Annotated in this window: 15 protein-coding genes; 7 read left to right on the top strand and 8 right to left on the bottom strand. The window is 70.6% G+C overall.

The genetic code is table 11. The features are described from left to right. Nucleotides 1-19: 19 nt before the first annotated feature. The 3 genes from ALIDE2_RS00165 to ALIDE2_RS00155 are packed head-to-tail and all read left to right on the top strand — an operon-like array spanning nucleotide 20 to nucleotide 3252. Nucleotides 20-985, top strand: a complete 966-nt coding sequence (locus ALIDE2_RS00165) for a tripartite tricarboxylate transporter substrate binding protein (RefSeq protein WP_013516951.1) — start codon at nucleotides 20-22, stop codon at nucleotides 983-985. 46 nt (nucleotides 986-1031) lie between these two features. After that, nucleotides 1032-2219 (top strand): acyl-CoA dehydrogenase family protein, encoded by a 1188-nt coding sequence (locus ALIDE2_RS00160; RefSeq protein ID WP_013516950.1) that lies wholly within the window; start codon nucleotides 1032-1034, stop codon nucleotides 2217-2219. A gap of 4 nt (nucleotides 2220-2223) precedes the next feature. Continuing rightward, entirely contained in the window at nucleotides 2224-3252 is a 1029-nt protein-coding gene (locus tag ALIDE2_RS00155; RefSeq protein ID WP_013721126.1) for an acyl-CoA dehydrogenase family protein, read from the top strand. Nucleotides 3253-3262: 10 nt separating this feature from the next. Here the strand turns inward: ALIDE2_RS00155 and ALIDE2_RS00150 are convergent, their stop codons facing one another. Then, nucleotides 3263-4234, bottom strand: a complete 972-nt coding sequence (locus ALIDE2_RS00150) for a tripartite tricarboxylate transporter substrate-binding protein (protein WP_013516948.1) — start codon at nucleotides 4232-4234, stop codon at nucleotides 3263-3265. A gap of 186 nt (nucleotides 4235-4420) precedes the next feature. Between ALIDE2_RS00150 and ALIDE2_RS00145 the strand changes: the two genes are divergently transcribed. Next, a complete protein-coding gene (locus ALIDE2_RS00145) occupies nucleotides 4421-5224 on the top strand; it encodes an IclR family transcriptional regulator (protein ID WP_013721125.1) in 804 nt (267 codons plus the stop codon). A gap of 66 nt (nucleotides 5225-5290) precedes the next feature. On the opposite strand, the gene ALIDE2_RS00140 is transcribed toward ALIDE2_RS00145, so the two are convergent. The 7 genes from ALIDE2_RS00140 to ALIDE2_RS00110 all read right to left on the bottom strand — a co-directional run bounded on the left by ALIDE2_RS00140 (nucleotide 5291) and on the right by ALIDE2_RS00110 (nucleotide 16143). Next, complete coding sequence (locus tag ALIDE2_RS00140) at nucleotides 5291-8911, bottom strand: EAL domain-containing protein (protein WP_013516946.1); 3621 nt, start codon at nucleotides 8909-8911, stop codon at nucleotides 5291-5293. Between the two features lie 592 nt (nucleotides 8912-9503). Continuing rightward, a complete protein-coding gene (locus ALIDE2_RS00135; protein WP_013516945.1) occupies nucleotides 9504-10607 on the bottom strand; it encodes a 3-deoxy-7-phosphoheptulonate synthase in 1104 nt (367 codons plus the stop codon). A 38-nt stretch (nucleotides 10608-10645) separates the two neighbouring features. Next, nucleotides 10646-11125, bottom strand: coding sequence for a C40 family peptidase (locus ALIDE2_RS00130; RefSeq protein ID WP_013516944.1), 480 nt, complete (start codon nucleotides 11123-11125; stop codon nucleotides 10646-10648). A gap of 66 nt (nucleotides 11126-11191) precedes the next feature. Further along, nucleotides 11192-11821: a 3'-5' exonuclease gene (locus ALIDE2_RS00125; protein WP_013721124.1), complete on the bottom strand. Its 630-nt coding sequence runs from the start codon at nucleotides 11819-11821 to the stop codon at nucleotides 11192-11194. A 12-nt stretch (nucleotides 11822-11833) separates the two neighbouring features. After that, nucleotides 11834-14008, bottom strand: coding sequence for an ATP-dependent DNA helicase DinG (dinG, locus tag ALIDE2_RS00120; protein WP_013516942.1), 2175 nt, complete (start codon nucleotides 14006-14008; stop codon nucleotides 11834-11836). Nucleotides 14009-14167: 159 nt separating this feature from the next. Continuing rightward, nucleotides 14168-15553, bottom strand: a complete 1386-nt coding sequence (locus ALIDE2_RS00115) for a homoserine dehydrogenase (protein ID WP_013721123.1) — start codon at nucleotides 15551-15553, stop codon at nucleotides 14168-14170. Nucleotides 15554-15870: 317 nt separating this feature from the next. Beyond that, nucleotides 15871-16143: an ATP-binding protein gene (locus ALIDE2_RS00110; protein WP_174764487.1), complete on the bottom strand. Its 273-nt coding sequence runs from the start codon at nucleotides 16141-16143 to the stop codon at nucleotides 15871-15873. 39 nt (nucleotides 16144-16182) lie between these two features. On the opposite strand from ALIDE2_RS00110, the gene ALIDE2_RS00105 reads away from it, so the two are divergent. The 3 genes from ALIDE2_RS00105 to ALIDE2_RS00095 all read left to right on the top strand — a co-directional run bounded on the left by ALIDE2_RS00105 (nucleotide 16183) and on the right by ALIDE2_RS00095 (nucleotide 19505). Further along, a complete protein-coding gene (locus ALIDE2_RS00105) occupies nucleotides 16183-16488 on the top strand; it encodes an acylphosphatase (protein WP_013516939.1) in 306 nt (101 codons plus the stop codon). Between the two features lie 111 nt (nucleotides 16489-16599). Continuing rightward, nucleotides 16600-18210, top strand: coding sequence for an acyl-CoA carboxylase subunit beta (locus tag ALIDE2_RS00100; protein ID WP_013721122.1), 1611 nt, complete (start codon nucleotides 16600-16602; stop codon nucleotides 18208-18210). A 131-nt stretch (nucleotides 18211-18341) separates the two neighbouring features. Further along, nucleotides 18342-19505 (top strand): acyl-CoA dehydrogenase family protein, encoded by a 1164-nt coding sequence (locus tag ALIDE2_RS00095; protein WP_013516937.1) that lies wholly within the window; start codon nucleotides 18342-18344, stop codon nucleotides 19503-19505. The last annotated feature ends 2 nt before the right edge of the window (nucleotides 19506-19507 follow it).

Genomic DNA, 19507 nt, shown 5'->3' with positions numbered 1-19507 from the left:
AGCACCAGGAGACAGACCCATGATCAAGCAACTGATGGCGGGCATCGCCCTCGCCGCCGCGGCCCTGTGCGGCCCTGCCCAGGCCCAGAACTACCCCAGCAAGCCCGTCACCATCGTCGTGCCGTTCGCGCCCGGTGGTGCCACCGACATCATGGCGCGCACCCTGGCCGAGCGCCTGAACAAGCGACTGGGCCAGCCCGTGATCGTGGAGAACAAGCCCGGCGCCGGCACCATGATCGCCTCCGAGCATGTGGCCAGGGCGCAGCCCGACGGCCACACCGTGCTGCTGGCCGCCTCCTCGCTGGGCATTGCGCCGGCGCTCTACGCCAAGGTCAACTACGACCCCGTCAAGGACTTCACGCCGATCTCGCTGGTCGCCTCCGTGGTCCACGTGCTGCAGGTGCACCCCAGCATCCCCGTCAAGAACGTGGCCGAGCTCATCGCCTGGGTCAAGGCCAACCCCGGCAAGGCCAACTACGGCTCGGTGGGTGCGGGCACCTCGACCCATCTGGAGTCCGAGCTGTTCAACACCATGGCCGGCGTGAAGATGACCCATGTGCCCTACAAGGGCAGCGCTCCGGCCCTGATGGACCTGGTGGGCGGCAACCTGCAGGTCATGTTTGACGCCTGGGCCTCTTCCGGCCCGTTCGTCAAGGACGGCAAGACGCGCCTGCTGGCCGTGACCACGGCCCAGCGCTCCAAGCTGCTGCCCGACGTGCCCACCGTCGCCGAATCCGGCCTGCCCGGCTACGAGGCCATGCCCTGGCTGGGCTTCGTGGCGCCCGCAGGCACGCCTGCCGCCGCGGTGAACAGGTTCCATGCCGAGCTGATGGAAGTGCTCAAGGAGCCCGAGGTGCAGGACAAATTCCGCGCGCTGGGCCTGGACATCATCGGCAACACGCCGCAGCAGTTCGCCGACTTCATCAAGCGGGACATCGTCAAGTGGGCCAAGGTGGTCAAGGATTCGGGCGCCAAGGCGGATTGACTTCCCCCACCTCCCGAGGGAGGGAAAACCGAGAAGAGAAACAAGCATGCAAGTGGGCTACCCGGCGGAAGACGAAGCCTTCCGCCTCACGCTGCGCGAATGGTTCGAGACCCATTACCCGCGTTTCAAGGCCGGCTGGCCCGTCCAGCCCGATCCCAACGAGCTGGCCTGGCGCCGCGCCTGGGAGGACTACGTGTGCCGGGCCGGCTGGTCGGGCCTGGGCTGGCCGCTGGAGTACGGCGGCAAGGCCTGGCCGCTCACGCGGCAGGCCATCTTCCACGAGGAGCAGGCGCGCATCGGCGCGCCGCTGGGCGTCAACATCATCGGCCACGGCATCCTCGCCCCCACGCTGATCCACTTCGCGAGTGCGGCGCAGAAGGCCCGCTACCTGCCCGGCATCCTCGCCAACCGCGACATCTGGTGCCAGGGCTATTCCGAGCCCGGCGCGGGCTCCGACCTGGCGGCGCTGGCCACGCGCGCCGAGCGCCGGGGCGACCACTACGTGCTCAACGGCCACAAGATCTGGACCTCGTTCGCGCACATCGCCGACCATTGCTTCGTGCTGGCCCGCACCGACCCCGGCGCGCAGCGCCACAAGGGCATCAGCTTCCTGCTGGTCGACATGAAGAGCCCCGGCGTGCGCGTGGAGCCCATCCGCCAGATCACCGGCGAGGCCGACTTCAACGAGGTCTTCTTCGAGGACGTGCGCGTGCCGCTCGATGCCCTGGTGGGCGAGGAGAACGGCGGCTGGCGCCTGGCCATGGCGGCCGCGAGCTTCGAGCGCGGCACCTATTTCATCCCGCGCCAGGTGCGCTTCGCGCAGGAGGTCGAGGCGCTCGCGCGGCTCGCGGCGGGCATTTCCCGCGAGGGCGGCGAAAGCGCGCTGCAGGACCCGCACCTGCGCCGCGAAATCGCCCGCCTGGCCGTGGACAGCCATGTGCTCAGGCTCAAGGGCCTGCGCGCGCTCACCCATGCGCTGCGCGGCGGCCCGCCGGGGGCAGAGGGCTCGTCCGCCAAGCTGCATTGGAGCGAAGCGCACCAGAAGATGATGAGCATTGCCATGGAACTGCTGGGCGAGCGGACCCTGCAAGGCCCCGGGCCCGCGGGCGCCGACCCGGCCGCGGCGCTGTGGGCGCGCGACTACCTGTGGACGCGCGCCGAGACCATCCTCGCGGGCACCTCGGAAGTGCAGCGCAACATCCTGGCCGAGCAGATGCTGGGCCTGCCGAGGTGACCCCATGGATTTCGCATTGAACGAAGAGCAGCAGATGCTGCAGGCATCGGCCCGCCGCTTCCTGGCCGACCATCATCCGCTGGCGCGCGCGCGCCGTGCCCTGCCCTGGAGCGACGGCGCGCAGCAGCGGCTGTGGAAGGAAATGGCGGCCATGGGCTGGATGGCCCTGCTGCTGCCCGAAGCGCACGGCGGCCTGGAACTGGGGCTGACAGAAGCCAGTCTGGTGGCCGAGGAAGCGGGCCGCCAGCTGCTGAACCTACCCTGGGCCAGCAGCGCCGTGCTGCTCGCGCTGTGGTTCAAAGCCGCGCCCAACGACGCGCCCTCCGTGCTGCGCGACGCGGCGCAGGCCGCCACGGCCGGCACGCGCGCCCTGCACTGCGTGGCCGACACCGACGCCTGGTGGGACCATGCGGGCCAGTGCAGCGACATCGTCGTGGTGCGCGGCTGGCACGATGGCGCGGCGCCACTGCGGATCGCCCTGGTGGACGCCGCGCAAGTGGCCGCTGCGCCGGCGCTGGACCCCACGCTGCGCCAGGGCGCCGCAGCCCGGATGCCGCTGCAGTGGCACACGCTGGACGTTCCGGCGCGGCAGCGCATGCATGCCCGCGCCGCCCACCGGCTGATGCTGGCGGCCGAGCTGGTGGGCGTAGGTCAAGCGGCGCTCGACATGGCCAGCGCCCATGCGAAGGAACGCGTGCAGTTCGGAAAACCCATCGGCAGTTACCAGGCCCTCAAGCACCAGCTGGCCAATGCCTGGATGGGCGTGGACAACGCCCGCCTGGCCGTGCTCTACGCCACGGCCGCGCTCGATGGCGGTTTGCCGGACGCCCGCTTCGCCTGCGCCGTGGCCGAGTACACGGCCATCGACGGCGCCCTGCAGTCCACGCGCACTGCCATCCAGGTGCACGGCGGCATGGGCTTCACCTGGGAGCACGACGCGCACCTGCTCCTCAAGCGCGCGCAGCACCTGGCCGCGCGCCTGGGCGGCGCCTCGCGTGCTCTTGCGCAGGTCGAGACGCTGACGCTGCCTTGAGGGCAGCCGCCTACTTGCCCAGCCCGAGCTTGTCGATGATGACCTTCTCCGTCTTCATCGTGTCCAGCGCGTACTGGCGGTAGGTGGCGCTGTCCATGTAGTAGGTGTCCATGTCGAACTTGGCCAGGGATTCCTTGTAGTTGGGCATCTCCATGGCCTTCTTGAACGCGTCGTGCAGCACCTGCACGACCTTGGGATCCGTGCCCTTGGGCGCGGCCAGGCCGAATGGCGAGGTCTGCACCAGGTTGATGCCCGACTCCTTGAGCGTGGGCGTGTTCGGGAACTTGGCCGAGCGCTTGTCGCCCCAGGTGGACAGCAGGCGCAGCTTGCCCTGCTCCACGTAGGGCGCCCAGCCGGGCGTGTCGGCCACCGACATCACGTGCCCGCCCAGCACCGCCTGCAGCGATTCGGAGTTGCCCTTGAAGGGGATGTGGTTGAGCGTCACGCCCGCCTGCATGGCGATGTTCTCCATTGTCAGGTGCAGCGTGGTCAGCGCGCCCGGCGTGCCGTAGTTCAGCTTGCCGGGGTGGGTTTTGGCGTAGGCGATGTAGTCCTGCATGGACTTGATGGGCGAGTCCGCGGGCACCACCAGGCCGAAGGCGTAGCCGGCCAGGCCGATCACGTACTGCAGGTCGGTGGCCGGGTCCCAGTTGATCTTCTGCGTGTACGGCAGGCGGAACACCGGCAGCGGGATCTGCGCCAGCGTGTAGCCGTCGGCGGGGGTGTTCTGCATCATCTGCGCGGGCAGCACGCCGCCGGCGCCGGGCTTGTTCTCGATGATGACCGGCTGGCCCAGGATCTTGGAGGCGTTCTCTGCGAGCACGCGGAACGGCACGTCGGTCGAGCCGCCGGCCGTGAAGCCGATCAGCACCTTGATCGGGCGGTTCGGGAAGCGGTCGGCCTGCGCCAGGGCGGGGCCGGCGGCGAAACCGGCGGCCAGCAGCAGGGCCAGGGTGCGGCGGGAGAAGAGGGGTCGGGTCATGGAGTGCCTCGGGACGGGAAGCTGTATGGTGGATGGTTTCTCTCTGCGGAATTCAAAACAGAATTTTGCAGGAAGCATGGACAGTATCTCTCAGATGAGTTTTTGAATTAATAGGGAAATCCTCAAAAAACCTCATCTATTGACTCATGAAATAATTCCGCTTAGAGAAATTAATTGGAGAAAATCATGGCCAGAACCCGGCAAATCGACTTCGACGAGGGAGCGGACAGCCGCCGCTTCGTGACCGCGCTGGCCCGTGGGCTGGACGTGCTGGCCTGCTTCCACATGGACGAGAAGTGGCTGGCCAACGCCGAGATCGCCGCGCGCACCGGCCTGCCCAAGCCCACGGTGGTGCGCCTGGCCTACACGCTGTGCGTGCTGGGCTACCTGCGCCATTCGCGCGAGAGCGGCAAGTACGCGCTGGGCGACAGCGTGGCGGCGCTGGGCATCACCATGGTGTCCAACCTCAAGCTGCGGCGCATCGCGCGGCCCTACATGCAGGACCTGGCGGACCGCTACGACATTTCGGTGTCGCTGGGCATCCGCAATGGCCTGTCGGTGCTGTACGTGGAGAACTGCCGCTCGGGCGCGCCGCTGTCGCTGGGGCTGGACCTGGGCTCGCGCATCCCGGTCGCGGAAACGGCCATGGGCCACGCGCTGCTGGCCGTGATGGAGCCACGCGAGCGCGAGCGGCTGCTGGCCGAGGTCCGCCAGGCCGAGCCCGCGCGCTGGCCGCGGCTGCGCGAGGCCATCGAGGCCGGCTGCGCCCACTGGCAGGCGCGCGGCTTCACCGTGGTGGTGCGCGACTGGCAGACCGACATCGCCGGCGTGGGCGCCGCCATCCGCCAGCCCGACGGGCGCGTGATCACCTTCAACGCGGGCGGCTCGGCCAGCAAGTTCCCGCGCGAGCTGCTGGAGCAGGAGATCGGCCCGCAGCTCGCGCGCATGGTCAAGGGGCTGGAATCGTTCGTGCGCAGCGACGATGCCTGAATTACTATAGAAAAAGTAGCATGAAGCGCTTTTGCAGAAAGCACTGGAGGCACTTTTGATGCTAGATCAATCCAGCCCGCCGGGCGGGCCGAGATAGGAGCGCAGCAGACCGTCCAGCCGGTCCGAGGACAGCGGGCGGTTGAAGAAATAGCCCTGGTAGACGGTGCAGCCGGCGCGGGTGAGCCAGTTGCGCTGCTCGTCGGTCTCCACGCCCTCGGCGATGACGCTCAGGCCCAGGCTGGCCGCCAGGGCGACGATGGTGCGCACGATGGCCGCGTTGTTCTCGTCGGCGAGCAGGTCGCGCACGAAGCTGCGGTCGATCTTGAGCTGCTCCAGCGGCATGCGCTTGAGATAGGCCAGCGATGAATAGCCCGTGCCGAAGTCGTCCAGCGAGAAGCCCACGCCGTGGGCGCGCAGCGCCTCCATGGTGGCGATGGTGGACACCATGTCCTCCACCAGCAGGCTTTCCGTCAGTTCGAGCTTGAGCTGCGCCGACGGCGCCCCGGTGACGGCCAGCACGCGCGCTACGTCGCCCACGAAGCCCGGGTCGCGGAACTGGCGCGAGCTCACGTTGACCGCCATGGTCAGGTGCGCCAGGCCGGGGAACTTCTGCCAGGCCGCGAGCAGGGTGCAGGCCTTGTGCAGCACCCAGCGCCCCAGCGGCAGGATGAGGCCGGTCTCTTCGGCCACGGGGATGAATTGCGCGGGCGAGACCATGCCGCGCTGAGGGTGGGTCCAGCGCAGCAGGGCCTCCACGCCCAGGATCCCTCCGCGGGAGTCCACCTGGGGCTGGTAGTGCAGCGTGAATTCCTGCTGCGACAGTGCGTTGCGCAGGTCCGCCTCCAGCGTCGCGCGCTCGTCCACCGCCCGCTGCATGCCCGGGTCGAAGAAGCGCAGCGTGCTGCGCCCCGCGTTCTTGGCCTGGTACATGGCCAGGTCGGCCTGCTTGAGCAGATCGCCCATGCTGGTCGGCGTGTCGTCGAACAGCGCGATGCCGATGCTGGGCGTGCTGCGGTACTGGTGGCCGGCCAGCGCATAGGGCACGCACAGCACGTTCAGGATCTTCTCGCCGACCTTGTTGGCGTGTTCGGCCAGGGTGGCGGCGTGGGCGGTGAGCTGCTCCAGCAGGACCACGAACTCGTCGCCCCCCAGGCGTGCCACCGTGTCCACGCTGCGCACGCAGGTGGAGAGCCGCTGGGCCACCAGCTGCAGGAGCCGGTCGCCCTGGTCGTGGCCCAGGGTGTCGTTCAAGGTCTTGAAGTTGTCCAGGTCGATGAACAGCAGCGCCCCGCCCTGGTGCTGGCGCCGGGCCGTGGCCAGGGCATGGCCCATGCGTTGCATGAACTGCGCGCGGTTGGGCAGGCCGGTGAGCGGGTCGAAGAACGCCAGGCGCTGGATCTCGCGCTCATGGCTCTTGCGCGGCCCGATGTCGGAGTCGATGGCCAGGATGGATTCGGGCTCGCCCTGGTCGTTGCGCACCAGGGTCCAGCGCCCTTCGACCTCGATGGAGCGGCCATTGCGGGAGCGCTGCACGATCTCGCCGCTCCAGTCGCCGTGCTGCAGCACCTGGGCGGTTGCGTGCAGGAAGTCCTCGGGGTCGTGGTGCAGCAGGCTGGCCATGGAGCGCCCCAGCGCCTCCTCGCGGCTCCAGCCGTACATGCGCTCGGCCCCCTCGTTCCAGAAGGTTATGCGGTGCTCCAGGTCGCGCACGATGATGGCGTCGCGCGCCCTGTCCAGCAGCGATGCCTGGTGGCGTATGCGCGCGTCGTCCATCTGGCGCTGCAGCTCGGCCGACGCGCGCGCGGCGAAGATCTGCAGCGCGCTGCAGACGAACTCCACCTGCGCCAGCGGCTCGCGGAACATCACCATGACCATGCCCATGGGCGTGCCGTCGCTGCTGGCGAGCTGGCGGCCGACGTAGCTGCGCACGCCGGCGCGCGCCAGCACGGCATCGCGGGGATAGCGCTGCGTGAGGTGGTCGCGGATCACGAGCTGGCCCTGGCGCAGCAGCTCCTGGCTGGGCGTGCCGTCGAGCGCGTATGCGCCCGTGGGTTGCGCCACGCCGCCGCAGACGTGCGACAGCGTCACAGCCTGCAGGGGCTCGCCCTGCACGGGCGCCTGCAGCCGCACCACGCAGGCCACCTGCGCCGAGAGCGTGTCGGCCATGTGGTGCGCAAGGCGCTCGAAGAACGCCCCTCCCGTGCCGGCCGAGACGGCCGTGGCCACCTTCACCATGGCGGCCTGCAGGCGCTGCTGTTCAGCGCGGGCGCGCAGGTTCTGGATGCCGAAGGCCAGGTCCGCGGCCATGGCTTCGAGCAGTTGCGTCTCCTGCGGGCCCACGTGTAGCACCTGGGGCGCGGACAGCGTGAGCAGGCCGAAGGTGCGCCGCGCGTCGCGCAGCGGCAGGCACACCACGGCATGCAGGCCGAGCCGGGCCATGCGTTCGGTCCAGCCCTTGAGGGCCGGGCTGTCCTGCACGTCGCGCACGATCACCGTGCGGCCGCTGCGCAGGCACACGCTGGCCGGGCCCTGGCCGCCATTCTCCTGCGGCGACCAGCTCAATTGCATATGCTCCAGGTACTCCCGGGCGGCCCCGGCATGCGCCACGACCTCGATGCGCTTGCGCGAGTCGTTGCGCGCCATGCCCACCCAGCCCATGCGGTAGCCGCCGATCTCCACGGCCGCGCGGCACACGGCGTGCAGCAGGTCGGACTCGCTGGTGGCGCGCACCAGCGTCTCGCTGCAGGCGCTGCGCAGGCGCTTGGCCCGGTTCAGGCGCGCCAGCTCCTCCTCGATGCGGTAGCGCTCGGTGATGTCGTTGGCCAGTATCTGCCATGCGGGGCGGCCGTCGAACTCCGTGTCGCCGACGAAGACCTCCATGTCGATGCGCGTGCCGTCCTTGCGCATGTGGTGCCAGACGGTGGGCGCGAGCGCCGGGGAGCGGGCGGCCCGCTCGTCGGAGCACATGGTCATGGCGCTGTCAGCCTCGTCCCGGTGTTCCGGCGCCCAGAGCATGCGCATGTCCATGCCCGGCAGCTCGTGCGCGTCGTAGCCGTACTGCCGCGCCATGGCGTGGTTGGCGAGCAGCAGGCGCAGGCTGTCGCGTTCGCAGACCCACATGGGCTGGGGGTGCTCGGCAAACAGGCTGCGGTATTGCCGCTCGGAGGCGCACAGCTGGCCGTGCACGCGGCGCAGCTGCACCATCGCGCCCAGGGATTCGGCCAGCACGTGCAGGTGCCCCAGGTGGCGCGGCGCGAAGCCCTGGCCCGGCGCCGCGATCACCTGCAGCATGCCGGCCAGCAGCGGGCCCGTGCGCAGCGGCATGGCGACGAAGTGGCGGGCCGGCGCGCCTTCCTCCGTGTCCTGCACATGGTCGGCGGACATGTCGCCGGCCTCGCCCGGCAGCTGCTCCAGGCGCCGCCACAGCGCCTCGGCGGCCTCTGGCGGGGGCCGGGGCGCTTCGCCCGCGCGGGCCTGCACGTCCAGCGGCGCCTCCCCGCGCAGCGCGATCACGGCCCCCGCCGCCCCTGTGATCTCGCAGGCGGCGCGCGCCGCCTGCTCCAGCACCTGCTCCAGGGGCTGCTGCAGGTCGGCGATGCGCTGCTGCACGCGCAGCAGGTGCGCGTGGGCCAGAGCCTCTTCCTGCGTCTGCCGCTCCATGAGCTCGATGGCGCTGATGTCGGTCATGCGGCGGGGCCCGGTGTCATGCGCCGGCCGGTGCCGGGGGGCGGGTGCAAGAAACGCGAGCCTGCGGCCATGCTCTTTCTCTTCAGAGCCTGTTCAAAGTCTTTTCATGGAGCCCGTTGTCTCGCTGGGGGCTCGGCTGCAAGGCGCACACCGCAGCCGGGCTGGTGGCCCGGCGAGGATTTGCAACGCCGCAGACGGGCTTCAAGCGAGGCAACCCTTCGGGCATGGCAGCAAACCGCCACGCTCGTCGTTGCCCCCCTTGCCCAGGCCGCCAGCATGGGCTGCGGCGGGCGCCTAGATCGTGACGGTTTGCTGCCATGCGGGCTCCATGAAAAGACTTTGAACAGGCTCTGAGGGCGCTGCGTCACCTGCGGCAACGGCAGGGTCTTCACGCGACGGGGCAGGACGGTTCAGTGGCACGGCATGGGGCTCCTCACGCCGCGAGGGCGAGCAAGCGAGATTATTTTTACGTAATGTTACATCATGGTGGGGAAATCCATGTCGGCTCCGGAATACACCCTCGGCCGTGTGCTAAAGGATCTCAGGAAAATTCGCATCCAACGCCCATCCATCAAGCCCAAGCAGCTATCAATCAGGAAGCAGCGGCCCGCCGCGCGCGCACGGCGGCCGCGAGCTGCTCCAGCACCGGCACCGTCTGTGCGAAGCTAATGCAGGCGTCCGTCACCGAAACGCCGTGGCGCAGGGCCTGGCCGGGGACGATGTCCTGGCGGCCTTCCTCCAGGTGGCTTTCGATCATCACGCCGGTGATGCGGGCGTCGCCCGCGGCGATCTGCCGGGCCACCTCGGCCGCCACGGTGATCTGGCGCGCGTGCTGCTTGCTGCTGTTGGCGTGCGACAGGTCGATCATCACCTGCGCGCGCTGGCCGGCCTTCTCCAGCAGATCGCAGGCGGCCTGCACGTCGGCCGCGCCGTAGTTGGGGGCCTTGCCGCCGCGCAGGATCACGTGGCAGTCGCGGTTGCCGCGCGTCTCGAAGATGGCGGCCTGGCCCATCTTGGTCATGCCCATGAAGGCGTGCGGCGCCTGCGCGGCCTGGATGGCGTCGGCCGCCACCTTCACGCCGCCGTCGGTGCCGTTCTTGAAGCCCACGGGGCAGGACAGGCCGCTGGCGAGCTGGCGGTGGCTCTGGCTCTCGGTGGTGCGCGCGCCGATGGCGCCCCAGCTCACCAGGTCGCTGATGAACTGCGGGGAGAGCAGGTCCAGGAACTCCGTGCCCACGGGCAGGCCCAGCGCCAGGATGTCGAGCAGCAGCGCGCGGGCGCGCTCCAGGCCCTCGTTGATGGCGAAGCTGCCGTCCAGGTGCGGGTCGTTGATGTAGCCCTTCCAGCCCACGGTGGTGCGGGGCTTCTCGAAGTACACGCGCATCACGATCAGCAGGTCCTGCGCCAGCGCGCGGGCCTGGGCCAAAAGCTGCCGCGCGTACTCCATGGCCTGGTCGTGGTCGTGGATGGAGCAGGGGCCGACGACGACGATGAGCCGGTCGTCCTGCCCGTGCAGCACGCGCGAGATCTGCAGGCGGCTCTCCTCCACCAGCGCCTGCGCGGCATCGGACGCGGGCAGCCATTCCTCGAGGATGGCGGGCGTGATCAGGGGGCGCACGGCCTTGATGCGCAGGTCGTCGATGCGCGTGGTGTCGTGCGTGGAGGGCGTGGGGTGGGGTCGGTCGGTCAGGGTCATGATCCCGCCATTTTCCCCTTTGGCACATCCGGGCGGCTTCAGGGCCGCCTGAAGCTCGCGTGCTGTTGCGCCCAGTAGCGCGACTGCAGGTGGTCCAGCCGCACCGTGCCGCCCGTCGATGGCGCGTGCACGAAGCGCCCCCCGCCCACGTAGATGCCCGCATGCGTGGGCCGGCTGCCGCCGAACACCACCAGGTCGCCGGTGCGCAGCTCGTCCTCATCCACCGGCTCGCCGAAGCCGCTCAGCAGGGCCACCGTGCGCGGCGGCGCCACGCCGGCGCGGCTGCCGTACACGTAGCCGATCAGGCCGCTGCAGTCGAAGCCGCCGTCGGGCGTGTTGCCGCCATAGCGGTAGGGCGTGCCCACCAGCCCCAGCGCGTGGATGGCGATGTCGCTCGACTGCTCGGACGACAGGCGGGGGTAGGCGCTGGCGCGCGGCGCGCCGTGCGGCGCCGTGCCGCAGCCGGCCGCCAGCAGGCCGGCCGCGAGCATCAGGGCGGGGAGTGCGAGGCTGCGCATGGCGCCCAAGCGTAGCAGCCACTGCCGCGCGGTGCGCAAAAGACCGGCATGCGCCAGGGGCTGCGGTCAGCCGCTTGCGTTGGCGATCTGGCGCTGCTCCAGCAGCATCCGGCCCATGGACTGGCGCGCGCAGCGCTGCAGCCGCATGAGCAGCGCGTGATCGGGCCAGTCCAGGCCGAAGCGCCGACACAGCTCGTGCTGCATGCGCGCGAGCAGCGCGGCGGCCATCTCGGCGTCGGCCAGCGCGCGGTGGGCGCGGCCCGTGCGCGGCAGGCCCAGGTGGTCGGTCAACCGGCCCAGGCTGTGGCTGGGCGCGTCCGGGTAGATGCGGCGCGACAGCAGCACCGTGCAGGCGAACGGGTGGGGCGCGTCCAGGCCCGCATGCCGCAGCTCGGACTGCCAGAACCTGCTGTCGAATGCCGCGTTGTGCGCCACCATGGGCGCGTCGCCCACGAAGCGCGCGGCCTCGCGCATCACCGACTCGGCCGCGGGCGCGGCATCCACCATGGCGTTGGTGATGCCCGTGAGCCGGGTGATGAAGGGCGGTATCCACACGCCCGTCTTCATCAGGCTGGCAAAGCGGTCCACGACGCGCTCGCCCTCCATGAGCACGATGGCCACCTCGGTGGCGCGCGCGCCCTGGGCCGGGGTCATGCCGGTGGTCTCGAAGTCGATGACGGCGATGGGGGAGGGCATGGCGTGGATTGTCTATGCCGCGCGCCGCTGCAGCGCGAACGGCGGCAGGCCTGCCAGCAGGCGCTGGCCGTAGCCCGTGCGCACCAGGCGCTTGTCGTAGCAGTACACGTGGGCGCGGTCTTCCTCGGTGCGTATCGCGCGGCCCACCCATTGCGCCAGGCGTATGGCGGTGGCGGGCACCACGAGCTCGCTGAACGGGTCGCGCCCCGCGCCGCGCAGCCATTCGGCGCGCGCCTCGCCCACGGGGTCGTCGGGCGGGGCGAAGGGCAGCTTGGTGATGAAGAGCGACTCGCACAGGCGCCCGGGCAGGTCCAGCCCCTCGCCGAAGGACTGCATGCCGAAGATGATGGAGGGCAGGCCGTCGGCCACGCGCTCGCGGTGGCGCGCCAGCAGCTGCGGGCGGGGCAGGGTGTTCTGCACCAGCACGGCGCCGCGCATGGCGGTGGGCAGCAGGTCCACGGCCTGGCGCATCTGCTCGCGCGAGGTGAACAGCACCAGCGCGCCGGCCTCGACCAGGGCCAGGTCGGACAGCAGGGCGTCCACCATCTCGGCCGTGAAGGCCTGGGCGTCGCGCGGCTCGGCCCGGGTCTCGGTGGCCACCAGCGTGCCCTGCAGCGCGTAGTCGAAGGGGCTGGGCACGGCCAGCGTGGTCACGGCATCGTCGCCCCACAGGCCGGCTTCGCGCAGGAAGAAGTCGAACTGCCCGCAGCCCGTGAGCGTGGCCGATGTGAGCACCGCCCCGCGCACGGCCGACCACAGGTGGTTCTGCAGCGTGGACCCGGGCAGCACGGGGCTGGCGTGCGCGCGCACGACGATGAAGTCGCCGTCGGTCTCCAGCGTGAACCACTTCGCGGCGGGCACCGCCCCGTCGGGCGCGTCCTGCAGCAGCAGCTGGGCCGCGGCGTGCACGCCTTCCAGCCGCGGTGCCAGCGCGCCGATCTGCGCGTACAGCTGCGACAGGCGCCGTGCCTCGTCTGGCTTGTCGCGCATCTCGCCGCGCAGCGCCTTGGCAATGGCGCGCAGGGCATCCAGAAAGCCCCCGGCATGGTGCGCGGCCTGGGAGAAGGGCTCGGCGAGCGCCTCGGGCAGCACGCCGCCCTGCACGCGGGCTCGCGTGGGCATGGAGGCGCTGAACTGCCGGCGGCCCGGCAAGGGAGCGCGCAGCTGTTCGCCGTACAGGTCCATGACCAGCCGCGCCGCGTCCTGCAGCGCGGCGCGCAGGCGCGCGGCATGGTTGGGGATGTCGGCGATCTCCTCCACCTCCACCAGCTGGCCTATGCGCAGCGCGCGACTGGCGAGCTTGTCGATCCAGGTCAGGCGCGAGAGGTCGGCCTCGCAGGCGAATTGCTGCAGCGCCGTGGCGGGCAGGTGGTGCGCCTCATCGATCACGAGCAGGCAGTTGTCGAGCTCGGGCAGCAGCCGCGCGCCCAGCGACGACAGCAGCAGGTCGTGGTTGGCCACGATGACCTGCGCCGCCACCAGGGCCTTGCGCCGCTCGTAGTAGGTGCACTGGCTGAACAGCGGGCAATGCTTGCCGGTGCACGAGCTCGCCTCGGCCGCCACCGGGCTCCAGGCCTCCGGCTCGGGCGGGCTGTCCAGGGTGTCGCGGTCGCCGTCCCAGCCGCCCGTGGCCAGCGCGTCGGCCATGCTGGCGTAGAAGCGCATGCGCGCCTCGGCGTCGTGGCGCGGCCGCTGTCGCTGCGCCGCGGCCTCTTCGGGGAACAGGTCGTCGTCGGGCACCCCATCCTCGCCGCCCGCGGCGCCGCCGGCCAGGCGCTCCAGCTTGAGCTTGCACACGTAGCGCCCGCGCCCCTTGGCCAGCGCGAACTGGAAGGGCTGCTCCATGCGCGCGGCGAGCGCCGGCAGGTCCTTGTGCACCAGCTGCTCCTGCAGCGCCACCGTGGCCGTGGAGATCAGCACGCGCGTGCCGCGCGCCAGCGCCATGGCGATGGCCGGCACGCTGTAGGCCAGCGACTTGCCCACGCCCGTGCCGGCCTGCACCACGGCGATGGCGCGCCGGGGCTGGGAGTCCTCGTCCTCCAGCTTGCCCAGCTGCGCCTGGGCGAAGGTCTGCGCCACCTGCTCGGCCATGCGCCGCTGGCCCTCGCGCACGCGAAAGCCGGCGGTGGACTGCACTACCGCCTCGAACGATTGCAGGGCCTGGCCGGCCCATGGCTGCGTGGACATGGATGGAGGATGGGGTGACGTCAACGGCGGCTTGGGTGCCACTGTTTTTTCATCCAGCAATGGTAGCCGATCGCGGGCCACGGACCGCCGGCCTGCGGGTTCTATTGCTATATGAAAAATAGCTGCTTGCGCTCATGAATAGGGCGCTAGAGGCCGATTTCATGCATATTCCGGAGAACTGAAGTCCTCCACCCGCAGCCGCCGCACTATGGCGCCGGTGCGCTCGTGCAGCCGCGCGGCCGCGTGCGCGGCCACGGCGTCCGGGGCGGGTGCGGTGAGCAGCAGCAGCGTGGGCGCCGCGCCGCCCTCCGGCGCCGGGCCCCAGGCGCGGCGCTGCACGGACAGGCCCGCGCGCGCCAGCAGGCGCAGCGCCTCGGCCTCGTTCAGCGCCGGGCCCGGCAGCAGGCGCAGGAAATGGCGCGTGCGCACCTGCGCCATGGGCAGCGGCGCGGGCTGCTCCGCCGCGCGGCTGTGCACGCCCAGCGTGGGCACGCCGGCGCGCGCGTGGGCGCCCGCGGGCAGCCGCGCCAGGTCCACCAGGTCGGCCAGCACGGCCGAGGCCGTGGGTTCGCCGCCTGCGCCCGCGCCGCCGTAGAACGCTTCCCCGGCGGCATCGCCCTGCACTAGCAGGCCGTTGGCCGCGCCGGAAAGCCGCGCCAGCGCGTGGCGCTCCGGCACCAGGGCGGGATGCACGCGCAGCTCAACACCTTCCGCGCCGCGGCGCGCGATGGCCAGCAGCCTGACCGCATAGCCCAGCTGCGCGGCCGCCGCCACGTCGCCCTGCCGCAGGCCGCGCAGGCCCTCCACGTGCACCGCGTCCAGCCGCACGGGCATGCCGAAGGCGTTGGCGGCCAGCAGCGCGAGCTTGTGGGCGGCGTCGGTGCCGTCCACGTCGAGGGCCGGGTCGGCCTCGGCGTAGCCCAGGGCCTGGGCCTCGGCCAGCGCGGCGGCCAGGTCCAGGCCGCCCGCCTGCATGCGCGTGAGGATGTAGTTGCTGGTGCCGTTGAGCACGCCCGCCAGCGCGTGGATACGGTTGGCCGCCAGGCCCTCGCGTAGCGCCTTGACGACGGGCACGCCGCCGGCCACGGCCGCCTCGTAGGCCAGCGTGCGGCCATGGCGCGCGGCCACCGTGGCCAGCTCCTCGCCATGCTCGGCCAGCAGGGCCTTGTTGGCCGTCACCACGTGCTTGCCGTGGGCCAGCGCGGCCAGCACCCAGCCGCGCGCGGCGCCGCTGCCGCCGGCCAGCTCCAGCACCACGTCCACGCCGGGATCGGTGGCCAGCCGCATGGGGTCGGCCAGCAGGCGCACGCCCGGCGCGCCCTCCAGCACGGCCGCCGCCCGGGCGGGGGTGCGCGCGGCCACGGCGACGATGTCGATGGGCCGCCCCGCGCGCGCCGCGATCAGCGCCTGGTTGCGCCGCAGCACGCGCCACACGCCGGCGCCCACGGTGCCCATGCCGATCATGCCCACACGCAGGGCAGGGGGCGTGGCCGGCGCGTGGGCGCGCGTTTCGGGCAAGAGGCTGGGCTGGGGTTCTAGGAACATGGTTTTCTCCAAACGAGGGCGGCGAAGGCCCGAAAAAAAACCCAGCGGCCGGGGCTGGGTTTCGTTCGGAGGGGGAATGAGACACCAGGCGGCCGCCGGTGCGGCCACCTGCGCGTGCGCTAGGCAGCCGCGGTGGTCATGGTGCTAATCATTCGTGCGTCTACGCCGCGCGCGCAGGCCGGCGACGCGCCCATGGGGGCGGGGCGGTTGGCGGTGCGTGCGGGCTGGAACGGCATGGCGCGCAGTGTAGCGCAGCCGCTGCTACAACCCTCGATGCTCCCGTATCGATAGCTGCAGGCGCTTGGTAATCAAGCGCCTTAATCCACTTTGGCCTCGATGTCTTGGCCGTGCTCGCCGCGGCGCGCCGTGGTGCGCACCATGCGGATGGCGTCGAACGGGCAGCGCAGGGCACACAGCGCGCAGCCGGTGCAGCCTGGCGCGTCGTGCAGCACCGAGCGCTTGGCGCCGAAGCGCTCCATGCCCTGCACCTGCAGCGACAGCACGTGCGGCGGACAGGCGGCCACGCACCAGCCGCAGCCGGTGCAGCGGTCCGGGTCGATGGCGGGCAGTGCCTTGCGCGGTGCGTGCATGGGGGAGAGCATGCCACCAACGCTCTACAGTGCAGTGCCATGTCCCAAGCCAATGCCACCATTGCCCGGCACCTGCACATCCATGGACGGGTGCAGGGCGTGTACTACCGCCAGTCCATGATCGAGGCCGCCCGGCGCCTGGGCGTGCGGGGCTGGGTGCGCAACCGCAGCGACGGCAGCGTGGAGGCCCTGGCCGCCGGCCCCGCCCCGGCCGTGCAGGTGCTCATCGACTGGGCCCGCGCGGGCCCGCCCGCTGCGCGCGTGGAGCGCGTGGACGTGCAGGAGGCGGACGCGGCGCAGCTGTCCGGCCTGCCCGCGGGCTTCGATCGCCGCGAGACCCTTTGAGCGCAGTCCTCATTCATAAGAGTTTCTTGTGGATGGGCGGCAAAGTTATTGTTGGAAACCTGCCGCGTCGTTCGCCATGATGGGCCTCACTTCAGCACAGGAGACGCAACGATGGCAGAGAAGACCGGCACCGGTCAGGCATCGGGCGGCGCGCAGCGCAACCGCGCGCACATGCTCGAACGCATCGACGAGGTGAGACGGCTGGAGCAGCGGGCGGTGGAGCGCTCCGCGCGCTCGGCCCGGCATTTCCATGCGCAGGGCAAGCTGCTGCCGCGCGAGCGGCTCGCGCATCTGCTCGATGCCGACAGGCCCTTCTATGAGCTGATGACGTTGTCGGGCTACTGCGGCCTGGAGGATCCCAACCCGGCGACCAGCGTGCCCGGCAGCGCGCTGATCGTGGGCATAGGCCACATCAGCGGCGTGCGCTGCATGGTGGCGGTCAACGATTCGGGCATCAGCGCCGGCGCGATGCAGGCGCTCACGGGGCAGAAGCTCATCCGTGCGCAGGAGATTGCGCTGGCCCAGAAGCTGCCCTTCGTGCAGCTGGTGGAGAGCGCGGGCGGCAACCTGCGCAAGTACCGGGTCGAGCGCTTCGTCGTGGGCGGCGGCATGTTCTACAGCCTGGCGCGGCTGTCGGCCGCGGGGCTGCCGGTGGTGGCGCTGATCCACGGCTCGTCGGCGGCCGGCGGTGCCTACCTGCCGGGCCTGTCGGACTACGTGGTGATGGTGCGCGGCCAGGCCCATGCCTACCTGGCCGGGCCGTCGCTGCTCAAGGCCGCCACCGGCGAGGAGGCGAGCGACGAGGAGCTGGGCGGCGCCGACATGCACGCCGCCGTGTCGGGCCTGGCCGACTACGTGGCCGACAACGACCTGGACGGCATCATGCGCGTGCGCGAGATCATGCAGCGCATCGGCTGGCATGGCGCGCCCGCGCCGCAGGCGGCGCCCCCGCTGCACGACGCCGACGAGCTGCTCGCCATCATGCCCGCCGACATGCGCACGCCCGTGGACATGCGCGAGGTGATCGCGCGGCTGGTGGACGGCTCGGAGTTCCACGCGTTCAAGGAGCGGTTCGGCCCGGCCACGGTGTGCGGCTACGCGGCCATCGAGGGGCATGCGGTGGGCATCCTGACCAACAACGGCCCGCTGGACAGCGACGGCTCCAACAAGGCGGCGCAGTTCATCCAGCTGTGCGTGCAGCTGGGCCGGCCGCTGGTCTTCCTGCAGAACATCACCGGCTTCATGGTGGGGCGCAGGCACGAGGAGGCCGGCATGATCAAGCACGGCGCCAAGCTCATCCAGGCGCTGTCGAACGCGCCGGTGCCGCGCTTCACGGTGCTGTGCGGCGCCTCGTACGGCGCGGGCAACTACGGCATGTGCGGGCGCGCCTTCAAGCCCGACCTGCTGTTCTCCTGGCCCAACGCCAGGACGGCGGTGATGGGCGGCGAGCAGGCCGCGATGACCATGCGCACCGTGGCCGAGAACGCCGCCCGGCGCGGCGGCAAGGATGTCGACGAACAGGCGCTGGCGGCCGAGAGCCGGGCCATCGTCCATACCTTCGAGTCGCAGTCCAGCGCCATCCACACCAGCAGCCTGCTGCTGGACGATGGGGTGATCGACCCGCGCGAGACCCGCGCCTGGCTGGGCATGGCGCTGGCCACTGCCTTTGACGCCCGCGAGCGCGCGGTGCAGCCCATGCAGTTCGGCGTGGCGCGCCTGTAGCGGGTGCGGCGCGGCGGCTCAAAAAAGAGAGCTGCCAGCGCTTGTCACTAAAGGTTTTCAGGCACTTTTCATTCCAGAAACAAGGGATGAAGGGCGCTGGCAGCTCACATTTTTTCAAAGGAGACCAGATCATGATGACTTCCGACCATATCGCCCTGCAGGACAGCGTGCGCAAGCTGATCGAGCGCGAGATCGAGCCGCACGTGGACGAGTGGGAGGCGGCCGAGATCTTCCCCGCGCACGAGGTGTTCAAGAAGCTGGGCTCGGCCGGCTTCCTGGGCGTGAACAAGCCCGTGGAGTTTGGCGGCATGGGGCTGGACTACAGCTACGAGATCGCCTTCTGCGAGGCCATCGGCGGCATCAGCTCGGGCGGCGTGGGCATGGCCATCGCGGTGCAGACCGACATGGCGACGCCGGCGCTCACGCATTTCGGCTCGGACGAGCTGCGCGAGTTGTTCCTCAAACCCACGGTGGCGGGCGACATGGTGGTGTGCCTGGGCGTCTCCGAATCGGGCGCGGGCTCGGACGTGGCATCGCTCAAGACCACGGCGCGCAAGGACGGCGACGACTACGTCATCAACGGCTCCAAGATGTGGATCACCAACGGCACGCAGGCCGACTGGATGTGCCTGCTGGCCAACACTAGCGAGGGCGACGTGCACCGCAACAAGTCGCTCATCTGCCTGCCGCTGCGCGAGAACGGCAAGCTGCGCCCCGGCATCAGCATGCAGAAGATCAAGAAGGTGGGCATGTGGGCGTCCGACACCGCGCAGGTCTTCTTCGACGAGGTGCGCGTGCCGCAGCGCTACCGCATCGGCGAGGAGGGCAAGGGCTTCACCTACCAGATGCGCCAGTTCCAGGAAGAGCGCCTGAGCGGCGCGACGCGGCGCGTGACGGCGCTGTCCAACGTCATCGACGAGACCATCGCGTACACGCGCCAGCGCAAGGCCTTCGGCCGCTCCATCCTCGACAACCAGGCGGTGCACTTTCGCCTGGCCGAGCTCAAGACCGAGGTGGAGATGCTGCGCTCGCTGATCTACCGCGCGGCTCAGGTGCACATGGGTGGCGGCGACATGACCGAGCTGGCCTCGATGGCGAAACTGAAGGCCGGGCGCCTGTGCCGCGAGGTGACGGACTCGTGCCTGCAGTACTGGGGCGGCATGGGCTTCACCTGGGAGAACAAGGTCTCGCGCGCCTGGCGCGACCTGCGCCTGATCTCGATCGGCGGCGGGGCCGACGAGATCATGCTGACCATCATCTGCAAGCACATGGGTATTTTGCCCAAGCGGGCCTGAGC

The sequence above is a fragment of the Alicycliphilus denitrificans K601 genome, from assembly GCF_000204645.1.
Taxonomy (GTDB): Bacteria; Pseudomonadota; Gammaproteobacteria; order Burkholderiales; family Burkholderiaceae_C; genus Alicycliphilus; species Alicycliphilus denitrificans.
Note: the sequence above shows the minus strand (reverse complement) of the source record. Positions and strands in the feature narration are given on the sequence as shown.